25 protein-coding genes are annotated in these 19,369 nt (G+C 52.1%); all 25 read left to right on the top strand.

Annotated features, from left to right (window positions below):
• Positions 1–200: 200 nt before the first annotated feature.
• Positions 201–809: a terminase small subunit gene (locus OGY13_RS16730; protein ID WP_286637740.1), complete on the top strand. Its 609-nt coding sequence runs from the start codon at positions 201–203 to the stop codon at positions 807–809.
• Positions 793–2,085: a PBSX family phage terminase large subunit gene (locus OGY13_RS16725; RefSeq protein WP_286637738.1), complete on the top strand. Its 1,293-nt coding sequence runs from the start codon at positions 793–795 to the stop codon at positions 2,083–2,085. Before OGY13_RS16730 ends, OGY13_RS16725 begins: the two co-directional genes overlap by 17 nt.
• Positions 2,082–3,647, top strand: coding sequence for a phage portal protein (locus OGY13_RS16720; protein ID WP_286637736.1), 1,566 nt, complete (start codon positions 2,082–2,084; stop codon positions 3,645–3,647). Before OGY13_RS16725 ends, OGY13_RS16720 begins: the two co-directional genes overlap by 4 nt.
• Positions 3,628–4,266 (top strand): phage minor head protein, encoded by a 639-nt coding sequence (locus OGY13_RS16715; RefSeq protein ID WP_286593603.1) that lies wholly within the window; start codon positions 3,628–3,630, stop codon positions 4,264–4,266. The genes OGY13_RS16720 and OGY13_RS16715 overlap by 20 nt, the downstream gene beginning before the upstream one ends.
• A complete protein-coding gene (locus OGY13_RS16710) occupies positions 4,263–5,432 on the top strand; it encodes a DUF2213 domain-containing protein (RefSeq protein ID WP_286593601.1) in 1,170 nt (389 codons plus the stop codon). Before OGY13_RS16715 ends, OGY13_RS16710 begins: the two co-directional genes overlap by 4 nt.
• 10 nt (positions 5,433–5,442) lie before the next feature.
• Positions 5,443–5,964 carry a structural cement protein Gp24 gene (locus OGY13_RS16705; RefSeq protein WP_165407735.1) on the top strand — a complete coding sequence of 174 codons (522 nt, stop codon included), beginning with the start codon at positions 5,443–5,445 and terminating at the stop codon, positions 5,962–5,964.
• 16 nt (positions 5,965–5,980) lie between these two features.
• Positions 5,981–7,120, top strand: a complete 1,140-nt coding sequence (locus OGY13_RS16700; RefSeq protein WP_107164420.1) for a major capsid family protein — start codon at positions 5,981–5,983, stop codon at positions 7,118–7,120.
• Positions 7,121–7,160: 40 nt separating this feature from the next.
• Positions 7,161–7,526, top strand: coding sequence for a hypothetical protein (locus OGY13_RS16695; RefSeq protein ID WP_165407734.1), 366 nt, complete (start codon positions 7,161–7,163; stop codon positions 7,524–7,526).
• Positions 7,527–7,529: 3 nt separating this feature from the next.
• On the top strand, positions 7,530–7,961 hold the full coding sequence (locus tag OGY13_RS16690; protein ID WP_107164422.1) for a DUF4054 domain-containing protein: 432 nt from the start codon (positions 7,530–7,532) through the stop codon (positions 7,959–7,961).
• Positions 7,961–8,416 carry a hypothetical protein gene (locus OGY13_RS16685; protein WP_286593597.1) on the top strand — a complete coding sequence of 152 codons (456 nt, stop codon included), beginning with the start codon at positions 7,961–7,963 and terminating at the stop codon, positions 8,414–8,416. The genes OGY13_RS16690 and OGY13_RS16685 overlap by 1 nt, the downstream gene beginning before the upstream one ends.
• Positions 8,413–8,784 carry a phage collar protein gene (locus OGY13_RS16680; protein ID WP_286593596.1) on the top strand — a complete coding sequence of 124 codons (372 nt, stop codon included), beginning with the start codon at positions 8,413–8,415 and terminating at the stop codon, positions 8,782–8,784. Before OGY13_RS16685 ends, OGY13_RS16680 begins: the two co-directional genes overlap by 4 nt.
• Positions 8,781–9,314, top strand: coding sequence for a phage gateway protein (locus tag OGY13_RS16675; protein ID WP_286593594.1), 534 nt, complete (start codon positions 8,781–8,783; stop codon positions 9,312–9,314). The genes OGY13_RS16680 and OGY13_RS16675 overlap by 4 nt, the downstream gene beginning before the upstream one ends.
• A gap of 12 nt (positions 9,315–9,326) precedes the next feature.
• A complete protein-coding gene (locus OGY13_RS16670) occupies positions 9,327–10,853 on the top strand; it encodes a DUF3383 family protein (protein WP_286637733.1) in 1,527 nt (508 codons plus the stop codon).
• A gap of 48 nt (positions 10,854–10,901) precedes the next feature.
• Positions 10,902–11,351: a phage tail fiber protein gene (locus tag OGY13_RS16665; RefSeq protein ID WP_107164427.1), complete on the top strand. Its 450-nt coding sequence runs from the start codon at positions 10,902–10,904 to the stop codon at positions 11,349–11,351.
• 1 nt (position 11,352) lies between these two features.
• Entirely contained in the window at positions 11,353–11,805 is a 453-nt protein-coding gene (locus OGY13_RS16660; protein WP_286637731.1) for a hypothetical protein, read from the top strand.
• 190 nt (positions 11,806–11,995) lie between these two features.
• Complete coding sequence (locus OGY13_RS16655; protein ID WP_193134082.1) at positions 11,996–12,457, top strand: hypothetical protein; 462 nt, start codon at positions 11,996–11,998, stop codon at positions 12,455–12,457.
• Positions 12,454–12,969 (top strand): hypothetical protein, encoded by a 516-nt coding sequence (locus tag OGY13_RS16650; protein WP_286637727.1) that lies wholly within the window; start codon positions 12,454–12,456, stop codon positions 12,967–12,969. The genes OGY13_RS16655 and OGY13_RS16650 overlap by 4 nt, the downstream gene beginning before the upstream one ends.
• Before the next feature lie 55 nt (positions 12,970–13,024).
• Positions 13,025–14,743, top strand: a complete 1,719-nt coding sequence (locus tag OGY13_RS16645; RefSeq protein WP_286637724.1) for a phage tail tape measure protein — start codon at positions 13,025–13,027, stop codon at positions 14,741–14,743.
• The gene (locus tag OGY13_RS16640; RefSeq protein WP_286593583.1) at positions 14,743–15,372 is read left to right on the top strand and encodes a phage baseplate protein; all 630 of its coding nucleotides are present in this window, start codon (positions 14,743–14,745) and stop codon (positions 15,370–15,372) included. The genes OGY13_RS16645 and OGY13_RS16640 overlap by 1 nt, the downstream gene beginning before the upstream one ends.
• Positions 15,372–15,674, top strand: a complete 303-nt coding sequence (locus OGY13_RS16635) for a phage baseplate plug family protein (protein WP_286593581.1) — start codon at positions 15,372–15,374, stop codon at positions 15,672–15,674. Before OGY13_RS16640 ends, OGY13_RS16635 begins: the two co-directional genes overlap by 1 nt.
• On the top strand, positions 15,667–16,566 hold the full coding sequence (locus tag OGY13_RS16630; RefSeq protein ID WP_286593579.1) for a baseplate hub protein: 900 nt from the start codon (positions 15,667–15,669) through the stop codon (positions 16,564–16,566). Before OGY13_RS16635 ends, OGY13_RS16630 begins: the two co-directional genes overlap by 8 nt.
• Positions 16,526–17,176 (top strand): Gp138 family membrane-puncturing spike protein, encoded by a 651-nt coding sequence (locus OGY13_RS16625; protein WP_286593577.1) that lies wholly within the window; start codon positions 16,526–16,528, stop codon positions 17,174–17,176. The genes OGY13_RS16630 and OGY13_RS16625 overlap by 41 nt, the downstream gene beginning before the upstream one ends.
• A complete protein-coding gene (locus OGY13_RS16620) occupies positions 17,173–17,523 on the top strand; it encodes a contractile injection system sheath initiator (protein WP_286593575.1) in 351 nt (116 codons plus the stop codon). The genes OGY13_RS16625 and OGY13_RS16620 overlap by 4 nt, the downstream gene beginning before the upstream one ends.
• Complete coding sequence (locus OGY13_RS16615; RefSeq protein WP_286593573.1) at positions 17,510–18,718, top strand: baseplate J/gp47 family protein; 1,209 nt, start codon at positions 17,510–17,512, stop codon at positions 18,716–18,718. Before OGY13_RS16620 ends, OGY13_RS16615 begins: the two co-directional genes overlap by 14 nt.
• Positions 18,715–19,368 (top strand): baseplate wedge 1 family protein, encoded by a 654-nt coding sequence (locus OGY13_RS16610; protein ID WP_286593571.1) that lies wholly within the window; start codon positions 18,715–18,717, stop codon positions 19,366–19,368. Before OGY13_RS16615 ends, OGY13_RS16610 begins: the two co-directional genes overlap by 4 nt.
• Position 19,369: the final 1 nt, after the last annotated feature.

Here is a 19,369-nt window from a genome sequence, read left to right as displayed (position 1 = left end):
GTCATAAATCATTTTAAGGTCGTCATAAAGCACCTTGACGGCACATATGAAGCCGCGAAGTCGCATCATCAGATTTCTCACGATCACCCCTATTACACAATCTATGTGGGCGATGACGGCATGACCGAGAAGAGCATCACCCGGGCAAATGTTGTAAGCATCGCTATAACACCAGTATTCGACGAATAACCGGAGTTCCCATGGCATCGAAAAAGCTCACGGCAGAGCAGCAGCAACTTTTCGATGCGCTGACTCCGCTACAGAAAAAGTTCTCACTGGCCATCATCAAGGGTAAGAACCAGACCGACGCATACAAGGCCGCCAAAGGGAAAGCCAAGGGCGATAACCTGCGTAAGGCTGCTCACGCAATTGCGACAAATTGCGACGTTTTAGCGTTCCTTGCATCCGTCCAGGTATCAGCAGTGAGCGATGCCATCATGACCCGCGAAGAAGCGCTCAAGCGATTGACGTCGATGGGCCGCGCTCGCATCACCGACCTCGTTGAATTTGGTGAGCATGTAGTCGGCGAGGATGAGGACGGCCGTGACGTCATTCAAGCCACCTGGAAGTTTAAGAACTCCGTTAAGCAGTCACCCGAACTGCTAGACGCTATTGCCGAACTAACCGCAGGCAAAGACGGCATAAAGCTGAAGCTGCACGACGCTCGAGGCGCTATTAAGCAACTAGGGGAGATGGAAGGTTGGGAAGCTCCGAAGGTAACGGACAACATCTCTTCTGACGGCTCAATGGCTACAAAGCCGACCACCATTCGTTTAGTTGGAGTTTCGCCTGATGGGAGCAACAGCTGATTTGCAGATCCCTGCGAAGCTCGTTCCTGTATTCACCGCCGAGAATGTCCGTTACCGCTGCGCTTATGGTGGCCGTGGTTCGGCTAAGACGCGCACCTTTGCTCTGATGAGTGCTGTGCGCGCTTACGAGAAGGCAGAAGCCGGAATAAGCGGCGTGATTGTTTGTGGCCGCGAATACATGAACTCCCTCGAAGAGTCGAGTATGGAGGAAGTGAAGCAGGCAATACGCTCCGTGCCGTGGCTCAATGATTACTTCGACATTGGCGAAAAGTACATCCGCACGAAGAACCGTCGCGTCAGTTACGTGTTCTGTGGCCTGCGGCATAACCTCGACAGCATCAAGTCGAAGGCGCGCATCCTGCTAGCATGGGTGGACGAAGCCGAATCGGTGTCTGATGTCGCATGGAAAAAACTTCGCCCGACAGTGCGCGAAGAAGGATCTGAAATCTGGGTGACGTGGAACCCGGAGAAAGACGGCAGTGCCACTGACAAGCGCTTCAGAAAGACACCACCGAAGAATTCCATCATCGTTGAGATGAACTACAACGATAACCCGTGGTTCCCTTCCGTACTGGAAGAGGAGCGACAGGATGACCTCGCTACCCTGGACTACGCAGACTACGCGTGGATCTGGGAAGGCGCTTACCTCGAGAACTCCAACAAGCAGGTACTGGCGAATCGCTACGTGGTGCAAAGCTTCCCTGATGACCTGTGGCAAAAAGCAGATCGCCTGTTGTTCGGCGGTGACTTCGGTTTCGCCGAAGATCCGTCAACACTGGTTCGCAACTTCATTCTCGATAACTGCCTGTATATCGAATACGAGGCCTACGGTAAGCACGTAGAGCTCGACGACATGTGGAAGTTCTACGCTGGGAAGGATGGGGCGAAGCCTCGCCAACTCGAAGAATGGAAAGTTACGGACGACGCTAAATTCCCTGGCATCCCAGAAGCGCGCAAATGGCCTATCAAGGCTGATAACTCGCGCCCTGAAACCATCAGCCATATTAAAGCGCAGGGATTCAATATCTCAGCGGCTAAGAAGTGGCAGGGTAGCGTCGAGGATGGAATTACCTATCTGCGCGGGTTTAAGAAAATCATCATTCACCCGCGCTGCAAAGAGACGGCAAAAGAAGCCCGGCTCTATTCTTACAAAACGGATCGCGTCACCAGCGAGGTGCTGCCGATTATCGAAGATAAAAACAACCACTGTTGGGACGCCGTCCGGTATTCACTGGATGGATTGATCCGCAGAAAAGGGAAGGGCATTTTCTCATGAACTGGAACTGGCTTAAGTGGTTTCGACCAAAAGCAGCAGTAATTGTTGAAGAGGCGAAGCCTGAGCCGGAAAAGAAGAAACGAGCAGGCACCTTCTCAACGCACAAGCAACATGCCTCATTCAGCCTGGATGATATTGAGCGCACTGCATTCCCCGTCAGGGCTGCACGTCCTGTTGACGCATCCGGTAAAGCAATGGATGAGTTATGCGCTCAATCACCGTCTGCTGGGTATCGCTTCTCAACTATCGGCGGCGTGCCGGATAACGTGGTGGGATGGTTCCTGTCACAGGGTTTCATCGGTCATCAGCTATGCGCCGTCATGGCTCAGCAGTGGCTGGTTAACCGGGCGTGCAAAATCCCGCCAGAGGATGCCACTCGTAACGGCTGGAAGATTACCGGTGTTGACCCTGAGAAGGTTCAGCAACTGGAGAAAATCGACCGTAAGCGCGGCATCAAAAGCAAGGTGCAGGAGTACGCCCGGTTTAACCGCGTATTCGGGATCCGAATCGCCATCTTCTGCGTGGACAGCGACGACCCGGAATACTACGAGAAGCCATTCAATATCGATGGCGTGAAAGAAGGGAGCTATCGCGGCATCAGCCAGGTAGACCCGTACTGGTGCGCACCAGAGCTTGAAGGCGTTGATGTCACCGACCCGTCGTCGCGTAACTTCTACGAGCCTACGTACTGGCGTATCGCGAACAAGCGCTATCACCGATCGCATCTGGTCATCATTCGCTACTCCGATGTAGCCGATGTCCTTAAACCGACATATCAGTTCGGTGGTCTACCGCTTCCTCAGCTTATCTGGGAGCGCGTCTACGGTGCTGAGAGGTCGGCTAACGAAGGGCCGCAACTGCTGATGTCAAAGCGTCTTAACGTCGTTAAGACCGACCTCGAACAGGCCATGTCTGACCCTGACAACTTCATCCAAAAGATTCAGGAATTCGTCGAGCGTCGTGACAACTTCGGCGTGATGCCCATTGGTGACAGTGACGGCTACGAGCAGCACGAAACCTCCCTTGGTGACGTCGACTCAGTAATCATGACCGAGTATCAGCTTGTCGCGTCAGTCGCTGAGATGCCAGCAACAAAACTCCTTGGCACCTCGCCAAAAGGATTCAACCCAACCGGTGATTTCGAGATGTCAGCCTACCGCGAGACGTTGGCCGGCATTCAGGAGCACAGTTGCACACCTTTCCTTAACCGCCATTACCAGTTGCTTACCAAATCAGAGTTTGGAGAAAGCCTGGACATTGAAGTGGTGTGGAACCCTCTCGATGAGCCAACAGAGCTTGAGCAATCAGAAATTGGTCTGAATAAAGCGCAAACCGGTCAGATCTGGCAGGACCTTGGCGTTGTTAGCCAGCAGATGAACCAGCAGAAGCTGAAGGATGACGAGTCCAGCGGCTATGAGTTTGAGGAAGACGACGATGGCGGAGAAGAAGACGACGGACTTGCAAGAGCAATCGCGGCCGTTCTTCAGCCCCCTGTATCTGGAGCAGCAGTACCAGCGCAGACTGAGACGGCTAGTCAACTGGATGAAGGGCAACCTGTCTGATGAGTTGCTGGCAACAGGCGGCCCATCACTCGAATCGAAGCTCACAACCCTCTCTAACCGCTATGCAACGCTCTTTCGCGATTACGCACCCACGATGTTCAACCCTGTGCTCGAAGGTGCTGATAAGTCCACTCAGCGGCAATTTACCGCGCTGAACCTGGATGATGCAGTCAACGCAGATCAGGTGCGTGGTTACTTCCGGGATGCGGCGCAAAAGAACGCGCAGTTGATATCTACTCTGCCAACTGAGCACATCGAGCGAATTCGCAACGCTGTTGCTGAGTCGCCTGGTGACCTTTCATCGCTGAAAGACATTCTGTCCGACGCCAACGGGAAGCTTGATCGGCGCAGCCGCAATATCGCACTCGACCAGACCCGCAAGGCGTACAACGACACGGCGATGATGAAGGCTCAGGCAACCGGAGCGACCAAAGGCATCTGGATTCACTCGCACCGAGGTCCCAAGCATTCAAGGCCGAAGCATGTGAAGGCTAACGGGAAAGAGTTTGATCTCGCCGTTGGACTACCTGTTGGTGATGATGGTCAGAACGTTATCCCGGGTGAGGAAATCAACTGTCGCTGCACATTCAAATTGGTGGTCGACTTTGGAGTGAAATGATGACAACCGGAGCTAAAGCCCAAGACCGGTCTGCTCGTGTTGTCGATGACAACGGGTGGATCAACGTTGAGGGAAACCCAATTAGTAAGGTCGGTGTGTTCGACTACCTCGGAAGCGAGATACCAGGAGCGCCAGACCCGAACAAGATTTACCAGGTGTACCGACCAGCAGAAGAGCTAAGCAGGCCTGAGACGCTGGAATCCTTCAAGCTCATCCCCTTCATCAACAATCACACCTGGCTCGGCGTGGAAGGCGCTAACCCTGGCGATGTTGGAGTTGATGGGATCGTTGGTGAGAAGGTCTATTTCGATTACCCATACCTGAAAGCCAATCTGCGCGTTTTTTCCGACGAGATGAAGCAGGAGCTGGAGTCAGGCCGCACACAACTTTCCCCGGCCTACAAATACGACGTCGAGCATGCTCCCGGAGTATTCGAGGGCCAACCATATCAGTACGTGCAGCGCAATCTGCGTTGCGGAAACCATCTCGCCCGAGTTGATGAGGGCAGAACAGGACCTGACGTCGCAGTGATGGATCAGGCCATTAACCAAAACTCCGACGGAGATAAAACAATGACTTTAGAGGAACTGATCGCTGCGCTCGGTAAGTTGGACGCGCCTTCAATTGCCGCTGTCATGGCTGCACTTCAGCAGATGAACCAGCCCGAAGCGACTACAGACGTGGTAACCGACGAGGACACAACCGACACTACTATGGCGACGGATGAGGATACCTCAGAAGAAACCACCGCTCAGGATGATGACACTACTACCGAGCAGGCTCAGGACGAAGACACTACCGAAGAGACTAAGGCTCAGGACGCCAAAATCGCCGCACTGACCAAGCAGGTAAGAACTCTGACCAATCAGGTTAAAGCTCAGGATACCGGCGCGCTGCTGAAAGAGCTCGGTAAGCGTAACGAACTGGCTAGCCGCCTGACTCAACACATTGGCGCGTTTGCCTGCGACTCAATGGATACCATTGCAGTGGCTAAGTACGGGCTGGAGAAGCTCGGCATCAAAGGCATTGCCGCCGGGCATGAAGTTTCAGCGCTGAATGCTGCGCTGGCGATGAAAGCCGCAACTCCACGCACCATCGTTGCATTCGGTCAGGACGCAGCGCCGACCAAAGACAACGCTGTATCTTCCGCAATCGATGCTCTTTAAGGGGAACAGAATGACCTTTCAAAAAACTGTAGCCAGCGATCTGGCATGGGGCATCCCCGGTGAGCACGCGCTTGCTGGAGACGTTCGAGCAGAGCCTGTGCAGCTTAAAACTAAATTCGACGGCACTTCTGGGAAACGCGTTCCGTTTGGTGCTGTAGCTCTGACTCAGGCTGCTGGTGATAACGGCCTGGTGACCATCGGTGGCACTGGCACCTACATCGGCATCCTGTCCTCTCCAAAGCAGTGGGCTGCTTATACCGCGCTTGGTGGCGATGCAGCAGGCATTGAAGCTGGCGCTCAACTGGAAGCGACTTCGCAGACTCCTGGTATGTTTATGGAGTTGACCACTGCCGCGAGTGTTGGTGATGCGATCGCATATAAATCTGATGGTTCCCTGGTTGCTGCTCCGTTATCCGCTGCCCCCGCCAGTTCTACTCTGATCCCTGGCTCCCGCGTCGTGCGTTACAACGTGACTACCGGCATTGCAATCGTAGCCCTGCAGCAACTGCCGACTCCGGCCGTAGCACCTTAATCCAAGGAAATAACAAATGCCTAAAATCTCAAAGGTGCATAAGCGCCTGTCTCCTGCTGCCGCAAAATTGCTGCAAAGCAAGCTGCGCGGCATTGCGATGGATTCAGCGGATAACGTCCGCTCCCTCGCAAAGGTGGGGATCCACGTATCTGATTTCGCCGCTCAGTCCTACGCTCAGGCGTATGGCATGGACGCCGCCGTCAGCATTCCCGGCCTGACCGTCAACGCCTCCCAGGGTAACAGTCCTTACATGCAATTCCTGCAGGCGTGGCTGCCTGGCCAGGTGCAGGTGATCACCGCCGCCCGTAAAGCTGATGAGCTGATGGGCGTGGTGACCGCTGGCGCGTGGGAAGACGAAGAAGTCATCCAGGAAATTCTGGAACTGGTTGGCGTGGCCCAGCCTTACACCGACTACGGCAACATCCCGCTGTCCAGCTGGAACCTGACCTATGAGAAGCGCGGCGTAGTGCGTTTTGAAGAAGGTCTGCAGGTTGGTGAGCTTGAAGGTCTGCGCTCCGGTCGCATTGGCATCAACGCCTCTGAAACCAAGCGTAACGCCGCCTCCCTGGCGCTGGAAATTTCACGTAACCGTGTGGCCTTCTTCGGCTATGCGACGCATCCTGACACCCGCCCGATTTACGGCTACCTGAACGATCCGAACCTCCCGGCATATATCACCGTGTCTGCTGGCACTGGCGGAACAACCTGGGACAAAAAGACCTATGCGGAAATCGTGCGTGACCTGTTGACCGGTTTGGCGGCGTTGCGCGTTCAGTCGAAAGAAGTCATCGACCCAACCGCTACGCCAATCATCCTGGCTGTGGCATCGGAAAAAGTTGACTACCTGTCGACGCCAAACGACCTGGGCGAAACGCCGTACGACTGGCTGCGTGAGAACTACCCGAACGTAACCGTCAAATCAGCCATTGAGCTGGATGACGCTAACGGCGGTGCTGACGTGTTCTACCTGTACGCAGAAACGGTTGGTGACTCCGGTACCGACGGTGGCGGTGTAATCGACCAGATCGTACCGTCCCGTTTCCGCGCGCTGGGTGTTGATACATCCTGCAAGCTGGTAACCGAAGACTTCACTAACGCCACCTCCGGTGCTCTGGTGAAACGTCCATTCGCTGTCTATCGCGCAAGCGGAATTTGATTTTAAGGGGCTTCGGCCCCGATTCTTTCTGGAGATAACCATGCCAGCAGTTTATTCGTCCTGTACCTCTGACAACTTTTTCCCGGTCTGGAAAGGCCATGCGCGTAAGGACACCTACGACAAGGGCGTCCTGATTAAAGGCGGTGCCAACTCGCAAGACAAGCGCACCATGATCACCCCACGCGGCGTGGCGACAGTAGTCACTACCGAAGAACTCGAGCAGCTCAAAGCTGATCCAGCATTCATGGGCTTCGTTGAGCGTGGCTTCATGTCCTTCGACGAGAAGGCTAAACACGGGCATGATGCCGAAGAGCGCGGAGCCGAGATGGACAAAGACAAGTCTGCCCAGGATACCGCAGAAGACTATAAAAAGATGGGCAAGAAGGCTCCCAAAGAGGAGAAGTAACCCATGATCGACGTCGCAGAGTTCCGTGAAAAATTCCCGGCGTTCGCCAATCCAGTGCTGTACCCAACTGACAGTATCCTGCTGATGGCCGACATGGTGGATTGCTACATCGACGTTGGTAATCGCTGGTTCCGATGCGTGAAGTGTCAGGAATTAATGACCGAACTTCTCACTGCCCACCTCTTGATGATTAACGGCACACCGGCTGCACCAGCTAGCGGCGCAACCGGAATCATCAGTAATGCAACGGTTGGCTCTGTAAGTGTCGGTTTCACTAATGCAGCGTCGAGCAAAGGCGCGTTCATGGCCTGGCTTGGCAAGACGCCTTATGGGGAACAACTGGCAGCATTGCTGGCTCGGCTGTCGATTGGCCTTGGCTATATTGGTGGCGCTCCGGAGCGTCGTGCATTCAGAAAGGTTGGCGGGAGGTTCTGATGGGCAGAGGTCTGGATGAGCTGGTTAAGCGCGTGCAGGAGATGGGGCGACTGAAGGCTGAGGTCGGCTGGCAAGATACCGCCAAGTATTTGGATACCGGAGTTCCTGTGGCACTGGTTGCTCAGACGCATGAGTTTGGTAGCCCAACCCAGCGCATTCCTCCGCGCCCATTTGTCAGGCCGACTATAGCGGAAGAAGGGGCGAATTGGTCAAGGGAAATGGGACGTGGCGTTAAGGCCGTTGCCAATGGTTTGCGTACCCCTGTCGATGTTCTCCAGGCTGTGGGTGAGCTTGCAGCCGGTGATGTTCGCATGACAATTACCCAAGTGAATTCCCCAGCACTGAAAGAGTCTACGCAGAAAGCGCGTGCAGCTAAAGGCTTTGAGCCAAGCAAACCGCTACAGGAAACTGGGGAAATGCGCGCATCATGCACTTCAATCGTTAAGGAGAAATGATGTTTGTTCCTGGCTCAAACATTCTCGGCATGGCGATGTCCGCAATTAACCCAACCGCTGGCGTTCAGATTAAGCGCTTCCTCGGACAGCAAGAGAACGACTTCGGTAAAACCATCAACGCTTACAGCGCACCTGAGGCGCTTTATGGCGCATCCGTTCAGCCGCTTTCATTTCGTGATATCCAGCAGTTTGGCCTGAGTACCGGGCGCGAGTACATCACTGTGTGGATCCAGACTGGCGCCAACTCTGCATATCGTGGAGCGGCGGCAGACGTGATCCTCTGGAATGCCGCTGAGTGGGAAATCATTCAGCCAACAAACTGGAAGGTTCAGGATGGGTGGACCCAACTGGTGGCGGTGAAGCAATGAACGAGATTTATAAACTCATTCGCGAAGTGCTTATCGCTGGATTTGCCGGGCAGGGGATGACGGTACGGGTGATGCAGAGCTATTCAGGCGTGTCGACCGGGCCGCCGGCTGTTCCTGCTATCATCATGCACCACATTACCAGTGAGCGTGTCGGCTGGCAGTCCCGAAAGCCCAGGGTTACGAGCGGCAAACCGGAAATAATTGAGCACCAGAACGTTGCTGAGACCATTCAGTTTAACGCGGTGATGCCGTTCGTGAAGCCAGAAGACGAAACCGTCGATACACCTACAGTCCAGGGTGTGCTGACAACCGCGTCGCTGATTCTTCAAAGTCATTCGATGCTCACCGCGCTAAAAGCCGCGGGCATGGGTATGCAGGTAGTGAAGCCCATAACCTCCAATTACATTCAGAACGAGGCCGAGCAGTGGGAGAACGTCCCGAGCTTCGATCTGATCATCTGTCACAAACTCACACTAACCCATGACGTGGGCAAGGTTGAGCAAATCACCAGCGGGATATACCGCGTTTAACGAGGATTGCTGATGAGCATCTCTATCAAGAAATACGTGGACGTTACGTCCGGCGTAGGAGGCAGCGCGGCCGTTAAAGAGCGCGAGCTTATCCTTCGCCTGTTCACGAAGGACACGAAGGTTCCTGCTGGCGTAGTGATGGAATTTACCGACGTTAACGATGTGGCCACGACCTTTGGTACCGCGTCTGAGGAGTACAAACGAGCCGCGTTGTATTTTGGCTTTGTGTCGAAGATCATCACCAAGGCAAAGAAAATCTCCTTCGCGCATTACAGTGATGCTTCTTCTGCGGCAGCGCCGGGGATTGTCGGCGGTACTCCGATGACCACCATCGCGACCTGGCAGGCCATCACTGACGGCTCTGTTCGTATCACGGTTGGACAGTCTGATTACCTGCTGGACGATCTCGACTTCTCTTCTGCCGCGGCTCTGGCTGATGTGGCAACTGCTATCCAGACCAAACTCCGGGGCATTCTCGGCGGCGCGACGGTTACTTACGACTCTCTGGCGCAGAAGTTCAACGCGTCGTTTGTCGGTCATGATGTTCCTGCTGCTGTAAACGTGATTGCTGCGGGGACCGGTGTTGATATCGCCGACAACCTTGGCTGGACCGTCGCGAAAGGTATGGTTACCTCTCCGGGGTCAAATGCCACGACCGTCCTCGATTACGTGATCGAGGCGGATGAAATCAGCGACAATTACGGCTCATTCGCTTTCTGCGGTACCGCGCTTACTCATGATATCGTGCAGAGTATCGCTGCGTGGAATGCAACGCAGAACGTTAAATACATGTACCTGGTGCCGGTGACCATGGCTGATTACGGCACATGGTATGGAACGCTGCAAACCTATAGCGGCTGCGCGATGACCATCGTCAACGACGCCAACACTGAGTTTGATGAGCAAATCCCTGGCATTATCCTTGGCGCTACCGATTACAAACAGCGCAACGCCAGCCAGAACTACATGTTCCAGCAGGTGCCAGGAATCACTCCGAAGGTAGATAGTAATACTGACGCCAATGCGATCGACACTGACACCCGCGTGAACTACTACGGTCGCACGAAGAATGCCGGTCAAGCTATCGACTTCTACCAGAACGGCTATCTATGCGGAACTAGCACTGATCCGTTGCAGATGAACGTATACGCCAATGAGATGTGGTTTAAGTCGGCTGCGACCGCTGTGTTGATGTCTGGTCTTCTGTCGTTGCCAATCATCCCGGCAACTGAAGAAGGGCGCGCTATCGTGATCAGCCTGCTTAACGGCGGTGATGATGCGCCAATCCCACGTGCGCAGTTCAACGGCACTATTAAGGCCGAGAAGGATTTGACGGTTACGCAGAAGGCTTACGTCACCCAAATTACTGGTGACCCGCTGGCATGGCACCAGGTGCAGTCGATTGGCTACTGGCTTGATGCCTCCGTGCAGCAGGAGTCGCAGACGAACGGCACTATCAAATACGTTATCGACTATCTGCTGGTCTACTCGAAGGCCGACGCGATAAACAAAATAACCGGTCGGGATATCCTGATTTAACGAACCTGATAAGGCTGCCGTGCGCAGCCTTTTTTCTGGAGATAACAGATGCAAGACATCGCAGGCTTTGGCCTACAGGTTCGCGTAATTGCGAGCAAGACGTATCCTTCCGGGTTCACTATCACAGAGTTCGCTGATGACGCTGACCCGTTCGACCTGCCCACCTTGCAGATCAACGATGCAGCTATGGGACTCAACGGCGATATGGTTCACTGGTCTAAGGCTAACCCAATTCCTCTGGCAATTGCGGTGATCCCCGGCGGTGAAGATGACAAGAATCTAGCCGTCGTATTTGAAGCCAACCGTGCTGCGCGCGGTAAGCGCCCCGCCAAAGATACCATCACCATCGTTGGTACGTATCCAAACGGCTCCACCATTACGCTGACGCCGGGTATTATTTTTGATGGTCTCCCGGGTAACGCGGTGGCGTCAGCTGGACGTATGAAATCGAAGGTCTATAACTTCCGCTTTGAAGGCATGAGCCGGGTAGAGGTGTAACGTGGCTGAACTACTGGAAGCGAAAAACGTCACGGTTAAAGACCGGGCAGGTAACGATGTGCCATTCATCATCGGCAAGTTCCCGGCCATTGCCGCGCGCGAGATTGCGGCGAAGTACCCAACATCGATTGCGGCACTGGCGAAGCAGTGGGAAGAGAACCAGTATGCTGAGAGTGAGAAGATCATGCTCAAGGCGATGACATTCGTTGAGCGCATCCTGGACGATGGTTCTACCATCCGTTTGAGTACCGCCGCCCTGGTCGATAACCACGTTCCAGACGGTGAAGCGCTGATGCGTCTTGAGAAAGAGTTGCTCGAGTACAACTTCTCTTTCTTCGAAAAGTTCACCCGCTCCATTTCCTCCGGCGGTATCGTGCAGAATATGATCAAGTTGATTTCGTCAACGCTGACCAGTTCATTGCAACAATCCTCTCGGCAGGACAAGCAACCCTGACAGAACTGAAGACCTCCGTCACGCTGGAGGAGGCCTTTAGCCTTTGGGAAATTGTCATGACCACCCGGTTTAACGAGTGGTGGGCAATGGAGCAGATCAATAAACGACACAGTTGATATCGAAAATTCATGTCCATGCCGTAGCCTGTGTTACTTTTATCGAAGTATTAGTGATATTGGTGAGGGTGGGTGTGAAATATTCTGATTTCAAAAAGATGCCATATCGGCAGCGTCGTGATTACATTAAAAATGGCGGTAAAGTAGAGCGTACTTTAGGGCAAAAGATTGTTTACTACGGGTCCACAACTTTCCTTATCTTGGTGGCTCTCTGGTTTGTGAGATCTTGCTCTAATCAGCCAAGAGATAATCAATACATCTCCGACATGATGATTTCAATGTGCACTACCGAGGTCAAGGATAGGGCCAAGGATCCGGGAAGCTTTGAAGTAGACAGGGCGAACACAATCTCAAGCAGCACTACCGACGGCTACAAAGTTGAGATGGTTTTTCGCGCCAAAAATTCTTTTGGGGCATTGGTTCCTGGCTCTGCAATATGCAAGTTCAGTAAGCTTGGTTCAGATAACAAGCCATTGCTGGAGTCAAAAGAGAAGGCTGTATTGATGTCAGTTTCCATTAATGGGAAGCGCGCATGATGGAAAAAATCGTCTCAGACTTGGTAGAAAAACACGGTATTGATAGCGCTCTCGCTGACAAAATAGCCGCAGATTTTCTGGGTATGGATTTTGATAAGTTTCAGGTTGAAATGTCGGATCTTGAACTGGCAGTGCTAAAGTCAGGCGGCAATTTGCAGGAGCTATCCGTGTATCTGACGGAAAGATATCCAGATATTGGAGCTAAAGCGAAGGGCTTCATTGCAACTAGATTCTTTTGCAAATATGCATCATATGAAAAAATCAATAAATCTCTTAAGGCTGGCATCAAAACCGGTGAATGGATTTATAGCGGTGTCGTGTGTGGTCATTCAGGCCTGTCATCGAAAAAATTCAAACTCTCGGATGGCGCATTTTTCAAAGATGGCAATATTTTTCCTGGGCGAGAATGGGATTGCCGCTGCTCCTTTAAACCGGTGATTAGTTTCCTCGACGAAGAGGAAGAAACCCCACCACCTAAAAAAGGCTTTTTCTCCAGATGGTTTGGTGGATAGCCAATATTCCACAGGTTAACAACCCCGCTATGCGGGGTTTTTTATTGGAGCCAGCATGGGCATTCTCGACACATTTGTATTCCTGCTTGAAACGGACAATCGCGACGCACTGAAAGGTTTACGTGATGCAGATAACGCGCTTGACGATGTAGAGGATGGTTCAAAAAGTGCACATAAGTCAATGCTCGGCATGTTCGATGGTGTTCTCCAAAAAGCAGGGATAACCACTGATGGGTTTAAAGAGCTCGCGGTAAGCGCGTTGGGTATTGCCGGGGCTGGCTTGTCTCTTAATGCGGTGCTTGATCACACGGCCGAAATGCTTGGTAAGGTGCAGGCGGCGGAAACAGTTGGTATTGATATCGGACAGTACGACGCCCTGTCCAAAACATTCCAGTCGCTTGGCGTGGATGCAGATGGCTTCCGAGACTCCATGATCGACCTCAACGAGGCCATGGGCGAAGCGGCATCGGACGCTAAATCAGGTAAAGCCGAATCATTCAAAACCTTTGGCATTAGCCTGAAAGATGCACAGGGGAATATTAAGTCTGCTGACCAGGCGCTTATTGAACTAGCTGGCTCCATGGAGAAGATGGATAAGCAGCAAGCCACCTTCCAGATCAAGCAGCTCGGCATCACCGATAACGCAGTCATAGCTGCAATGCTTAACGGGCAGAAGGCGCTGGAAAGGCAGATTCAACTTCAGAAAGACCTTGGTGTTCTGAATGAGAAAGATGTTGAACAGCTCAAGCGATTCAAGCAGGCACAAAACGAACTTTCCACAATATTCTCACGTTTTGCCGATCAACTAGCTATGGCTGTCGTTCCTGCTCTGGATTTGGTCATCGAGACAACCCAAAAAGTAATAGCATGGGGAAGGGAGCATAAAGCCTTCCTCTTCACCTTCTTTGGGGCGCTTGCCACCGTAGCTATTCCGGCATTGACCGCGTCGCTATGGCGAATGGCGGCTGCCGCATGGGGCGCGATGGCGCCATTTATTCCATTCATCGCCGTGGCCGCTGCTCTGGGTCTGGTAGTGGAAGATCTCTGGCAGTATTTCAACGGTGGCGAATCAGTTATAGGAGATCTGGTGCAGAAATTTCCTGCGCTAGCCGGTGTCTTAGAGAATGTGAAAGAAAGCTTTCTTGGGGCATGGGAGGCGTTGAAACTCCTATTTTCCGATCCGTCGCAATTCATGGATGTGCTGGTTTCAGAACTGCAGGCCAGCTGGGATGAAATCGTTCAGGGTGTAGTCGATGCCGGTGATGCTATTGGTGAAGCACTTGGCGCTGCATGGGAAAAGATATCCAGCGATACGAAGCAGGTATTTACTGATCTGCTCAACTGGATAACCAACATCTTTTCAAATATTGGCTCGTTCATATCCGATAGTGTGAGTAATGCTGCTACTGGCGCTATTAACACGGTGAAGGGATGGGTCGGCATGGATACCAAGCCCGCGGGCCAGCAAAACTCTCCTGGCGGTGCTTCCATGATGATCCCTGGCAATAACCCGCTTCTTGAAGGCGCTGCATACGCAGGTGCTGCTAATAATGCAATTGCTGGGGCTGCGGCAGCTCCAACCATACCAGCCAATCCTGCTGCCGTTGCAGGCGCAGGTGGAAAAGGAAGCGTTACGGCGACTCAAAAAATTGAGAATGTGAATATTCAGACCGGATCCGGTGATCCACAGCAAATCAGAACAGCAGTGAGTGATGGGATGAACGACCACGTCCAGCAGCTGACCAATCAGTATGACGACGGAAGGAGCCATTAATGTCTTCATTCTCTGACCTGATGAATACCGCATCCGGATCCCTGTCATCGTACAACATGGTGATGTCTTCGTTCGCTGTGGATGTCGTACGGATTACGGATGAGTTCGGCGCGCAGATGTTCACTGAGTGCCGGGCTATGCGTGCCGCTGTGAATCGTTCTTCCGATCTGTGTGAGCATCCGCTGGAAACCGGCAACACCATTGCTGACTTTAAAATCATCAAACCTAACGTCGCGCAGCTCACGATGTTTATCCCTGCCGATGCGTATGGTTCGGTGTATAGCGACATTGAGCAGGCTTATGTCAACAGTACATCGCTGATCGTACAGACCCGCGCATCGTCTTATGCGGATATGGTTATCACCGACATGCCGCACGATGAGGCGCCAGACCTTGGTGACACGGTAGCTGTAACACTAACCCTAAAAGAGGTTCAGTGGTTCACATCGACCGTTGAAACGATGCCTGCCAAAGAGGTTGCAGTGTCCAGCAAGTCTGCGAAAACTGGCGGCACGGCCAAACCTGATGCCGACACTGTGAAGCAGGGGCAGAAGCGCTCATCCGAGGCTTCTCCAGCCACCCAAACAAAATCCAGCTCTGTGGCGAAGGATATTAAGGACTGGTTCTGATGAAGCAAATCCCATTGAAGGTTTTCCCCAGACAGTCACTTTCCGTTGTCCTCGAGGGCGATTTGTATGAGCTATCCCTCAAAGAGTGCAACGGCATCATGGCTGTCTCAGTCACCCGTGATGGCGCGGTAATCGTCAACAATCGCCGGGCGGTTGCGGGTGCGCCAATCATCCCGTCACGTTACCTCAATGACGGTAATTTTTTCATCATCACCGACAATGACGATCTGCCGTACTACACCGCTTTTGAAGGTGGCAATGTTTTTGTCTGGATGACGAATGAGGAGATCGACAGTGCTTGATGGCCGTGTGCTAAAAATTGGCATTGAGATTAACGGGCAGATGAAGTTTTACGAAGGCGCAGCCGCTACGGCGAAGATCGTTAAAACTTCAGACGGAAAACAGAACAGCTGCCAGATAACACTCGACAACCTCCTTCTTGAAACTATTTATTATCTCGTTACCGAAACATCTCCGTGGAACCCAAATCAGAAACCTAAGTTGATTACCGTGATGGCCGGTCGCCAGTCAACCGGTGTAGAGAATATCTATAGCGGTGATGTTGTCTTGGCCGAGCCCAGCATGCCGCCTGATCGCCGGCTCACCATGAAGGCTCTAACCCAGAACGGGGCGAAGTATAAATGGGCGTCGCGTTCGTCTCCAAAGACAACCCAGCTCTCCGAATTGTGTAAGGGTGTGGCGAAAGACTACGACCTGACTCTTCGGTTTGAGGCCAAAGACAAGACCGTGGCCAACTACGTCTATAACGGGCCCGTCGGCAAGCAGATACAAAAGCTTGAGCAGGTGGGTGACGTTGACTGCTTTATTGATGATGACTTCCTGGTGGTTAAAGACCTTGGGAAAGGTATGAAGGGCGAGGTGAGGGTAATCTCGTCGGCGACCGGAATGATTGGCAACCCGGTTCTGGATGACAAAGGCGTTAAGGTGCGCATGCTGTTCGACCCGTCCATAAAACTGGGGCAGCAGATAGAAATCCAGTCTTCGGTCAACAAAGCCGCAAATGGCCAGTACGTGATTTACAACTGGGCTGCCAGCCTGGCTACGCACGAAAACGACTGGTATCTCGACCTGTCCTGCAACAACGACAACATCAAATCAATAGCTGAGAAGCGCGAGGCGCAGAAGAAAGCTGATGCCAAATCCAAATCCAAGCCAAAAGCCGGGACAAAGTGACAGCCTTTCAGGTTCTATGGACCTGGTGCTGAGAAAGTTTTTGCTCGACGTCGATGACATGCTTCCCGCACGCATTGTGTCGTATGACAGAAATACTAACCGCGCTCAGATCGACATCCTCTACAAAGTCACCATGACGGATGGCTCTTTAAATCCACTCATGGCGCCTGCAGAGGTTCCGGCTCTGACAATCGGTGGCGGTGGAATGTGCCTTACGTTTCCGATAAAGACAGGCGACCTGGGATGGATAAAAGCCAGTGACAGGGATATGTCGTTATTCCTGCAGAGTTATGAAGCGGAGCCGGGCAATACAACCCGGCTTCACTGTTTTGAGGACGGCGTCTTTATACCGGATGTAATGAAGGACTTTGTTGTCAGTGATAGTGCAGCTGCCACGCTACAGACTATCGATGGTACGACATCAGTAGCCGTTAAGCCGGGAAGCATTGTGCTGACAGCTGGCTCCACTGTCGTGTCGATAACTGAAAGTGGCATTGAGTCAAATAAGCTGATCAAAGCACCGCAATTCACTGACGGCGCCATCAATACGTTTGGTCACGTCCATACCAATCCGGAGGGCGGCAACGTAGGGCCGATGAAGAACCCATGAAGACATTAGCCACCAACAATGACTTTGATATCTACCTGGATAACTCCAGAAACCTCGCAATAGCCACTGGCCTGCAGGCAGTAATTCAGACGTGCGAACACGTAGCCAGGACAAGGCTAACTGAGTTGCCGTACGCGCAGTCACGCGGTATCCCGTTCTTCGATATTGCACTGGGGTCCCAACCAGACGTTAGCTTGTACGACATGTTCCTGCGAAAGGTCTACAAGACCGTTCCGGGTGTTGAAGGGGTAGGGAACATAAATTTCGCAAAAGACGGCGATACGCTGAGTTACACCGCCCAGATAAGAACGATTTACGGAACGGAGAGCGCAAGTGGAATCATATAAATACCTCTCGCCAGAAGGTGTAATCGTCCCGGATACATCGCAAATCCTGACTGATACAGAGAATGAGTGGAAAGCCACTTTTGGTAGCGATCTGGATGTTACGCCTGACACGCCGCAGGGCATGATCATCGCCAGTGACGTTGCGGTTCGCTCTGAGGTAGTGGCAAATAATGCCGCTGTAGCAAACCAGATAAACCCTAACTATGCAGGCGGCCTGTTCCTGGATGATATCTGGGCGTTAACTGGAGGGAAGCGCCGGGAATCAACATATACGCTTGTTGATGGTGTCTTGCTAACTGGCGTACCTGGCGTGGTGATACCGTCCGGTTCGAGGCGATCATCAAATGGAAATATGTTTGAGCTGCTTTCTACCGTCGAGCTGGATAACTCGGGGAAAGGAACCGGTATCTTTCAGGCTCTGGAGTCAGGAGCAATACCTTGCCCTGCTCATACGCTAAAAGATCCTGTCGTTGGGTACACGTCTGTAGGCTGGGAAACATCGGATAATCCGGTTGCTGGGACAATGGGTACTGAAGAGCAGTCAGATCTGTCAGCCAGGAAAGAACGGCGACAGACTCTGGCCATTCAAGGTCGATCCATTGGAGAGGCTGTCTATTCAAATGTCAGGGCGGTCGCTGGGGTTAATTCGCTGTCGTTTCGAGAAAACGTAGACAGCACAACCAAAACGATTGACGGGATTAGCCTTATTGGCCATTCAGTCTGGGCATGCGTCGATGGTGGGGAAGATGCAGCTGTTGCTGCGGCACTCTACCATTCAAAAACAGGCGGATCTGCGTGGAATGGAGCAGTCAGTGTTGATGTAACAGATACCTGGTCTGGGCAGAAATCAACGGTCAAGTTTGACAGACCTACAGCCAAACCGGTAATGGCGAAATTTACGGTTGTATCTAAAGGTGTTGGCACAGGCGATCCAACTTCGCTTATCAAAGATACCATCGTGAAATATGCAAACGGGCAACTCGATAATGGCGAAGAAGGATTTACTCTCGGAACGGATGTATCTCCATTCGAATTGTCAGCCGCAGCTAACACCGCCTCACCTCAAATATTTATTAAAAGTGTTGAGATAGCGAATAAAGCGACTACTCCGACCTGGTCAAAAGATGATATTGCGATAGGGTTAAACGAAAAGGCTACTATTCAGGTTGATGATATTCTTGTGGTGACAACATGAATATTCAACGGTTCGACTTCTCTCTGGATTTGATGAAGGTTTTAAAGTGGGAGTATGACCAGTCACCGAACCTATCCAATATTTTTAACCTGAAGCAAAAATGGTATGACGATAATCATCAGGGTTTCTGGACCTCGTGGGAAAGAGATGTATTCAATCTGTTTACTGCGAATGATTTCGGGCTAAATGTCTGGGCAATCATCCTTAACCTACCTCTATACACCGAGTCAAAAGCGAGCCCCACAAATTATCCAGCGTTTGGGTTTGCAGATTTTGGCCTGAATTTCGGCAAAAGTAACTTCGCTGTTGATGTTGACTCAGTAAATAAACTTACGGTAGAGCAAAAAAGACAATTGCTTCGCATGCGTTGGTGGCAGATAACTTCCGATGGTTCAATGCCTTCCATAAATCATGCTTTATATGACGTGTTCGGGAAAGATGTCTACGCACTTGATGGGCAGGATATGACGATAACCGTTATTTATCAGGTTATCCTTCCAGATATCATGATGAGGCTACTTCAGTATTTCGACCTTATACCCAGACCATCAGGCGTCAAATTCAATCATCTTGTTAAACCGCGAGATTCCTTTGGTTTTGCTGACTATAACCTCAACTTCGATCAGACTAATTCACAATTTGGGAGTTAAT

This window comes from Citrobacter sp. Cpo045 (assembly GCF_030332875.1).
Lineage (GTDB): Bacteria > Pseudomonadota > Gammaproteobacteria > Enterobacterales > Enterobacteriaceae > Citrobacter > Citrobacter portucalensis.
This window is presented reverse-complemented; position numbering and strand designations above follow the sequence as displayed.

Bases quoted from the DNA above. Each gene is read 5' to 3' on its own strand.
- OGY13_RS16705 (WP_165407735.1), top strand. From the start codon at position 5,443: ATGACCTTTCAAAAAACTGTAGCCAGCGATCTGGCATGGGGCATCCCC.
- OGY13_RS16640 (WP_286593583.1), top strand. From the start codon at position 14,743: ATGTCTTCATTCTCTGACCTGATGAATACCGCATCCGGATCCCTGTCA.
- OGY13_RS16715 (WP_286593603.1), top strand. From the start codon at position 3,628: ATGAAGGGCAACCTGTCTGATGAGTTGCTGGCAACAGGCGGCCCATCA.
- OGY13_RS16650 (WP_286637727.1), top strand. From the start codon at position 12,454: ATGATGGAAAAAATCGTCTCAGACTTGGTAGAAAAACACGGTATTGAT.
- OGY13_RS16730 (WP_286637740.1), top strand. From the start codon at position 201: ATGGCATCGAAAAAGCTCACGGCAGAGCAGCAGCAACTTTTCGATGCG.
- OGY13_RS16645 (WP_286637724.1), top strand. From the start codon at position 13,025: ATGGGCATTCTCGACACATTTGTATTCCTGCTTGAAACGGACAATCGC.
- OGY13_RS16690 (WP_107164422.1), top strand. From the start codon at position 7,530: ATGATCGACGTCGCAGAGTTCCGTGAAAAATTCCCGGCGTTCGCCAAT.
- OGY13_RS16610 (WP_286593571.1), top strand. From the start codon at position 18,715: ATGAATATTCAACGGTTCGACTTCTCTCTGGATTTGATGAAGGTTTTA.
- OGY13_RS16620 (WP_286593575.1), top strand. From the start codon at position 17,173: ATGAAGACATTAGCCACCAACAATGACTTTGATATCTACCTGGATAAC.
- OGY13_RS16680 (WP_286593596.1), top strand. From the start codon at position 8,413: ATGATGTTTGTTCCTGGCTCAAACATTCTCGGCATGGCGATGTCCGCA.
- OGY13_RS16725 (WP_286637738.1), top strand. From the start codon at position 793: ATGGGAGCAACAGCTGATTTGCAGATCCCTGCGAAGCTCGTTCCTGTA.
- OGY13_RS16700 (WP_107164420.1), top strand. From the start codon at position 5,981: ATGCCTAAAATCTCAAAGGTGCATAAGCGCCTGTCTCCTGCTGCCGCA.
- OGY13_RS16665 (WP_107164427.1), top strand. From the start codon at position 10,902: ATGCAAGACATCGCAGGCTTTGGCCTACAGGTTCGCGTAATTGCGAGC.
- OGY13_RS16675 (WP_286593594.1), top strand. From the start codon at position 8,781: ATGAACGAGATTTATAAACTCATTCGCGAAGTGCTTATCGCTGGATTT.
- OGY13_RS16635 (WP_286593581.1), top strand. From the start codon at position 15,372: ATGAAGCAAATCCCATTGAAGGTTTTCCCCAGACAGTCACTTTCCGTT.
- OGY13_RS16695 (WP_165407734.1), top strand. From the start codon at position 7,161: ATGCCAGCAGTTTATTCGTCCTGTACCTCTGACAACTTTTTCCCGGTC.
- OGY13_RS16625 (WP_286593577.1), top strand. From the start codon at position 16,526: ATGCCAAATCCAAATCCAAGCCAAAAGCCGGGACAAAGTGACAGCCTT.
- OGY13_RS16710 (WP_286593601.1), top strand. From the start codon at position 4,263: ATGATGACAACCGGAGCTAAAGCCCAAGACCGGTCTGCTCGTGTTGTC.
- OGY13_RS16670 (WP_286637733.1), top strand. From the start codon at position 9,327: ATGAGCATCTCTATCAAGAAATACGTGGACGTTACGTCCGGCGTAGGA.
- OGY13_RS16685 (WP_286593597.1), top strand. From the start codon at position 7,961: ATGGGCAGAGGTCTGGATGAGCTGGTTAAGCGCGTGCAGGAGATGGGG.
- OGY13_RS16720 (WP_286637736.1), top strand. From the start codon at position 2,082: ATGAACTGGAACTGGCTTAAGTGGTTTCGACCAAAAGCAGCAGTAATT.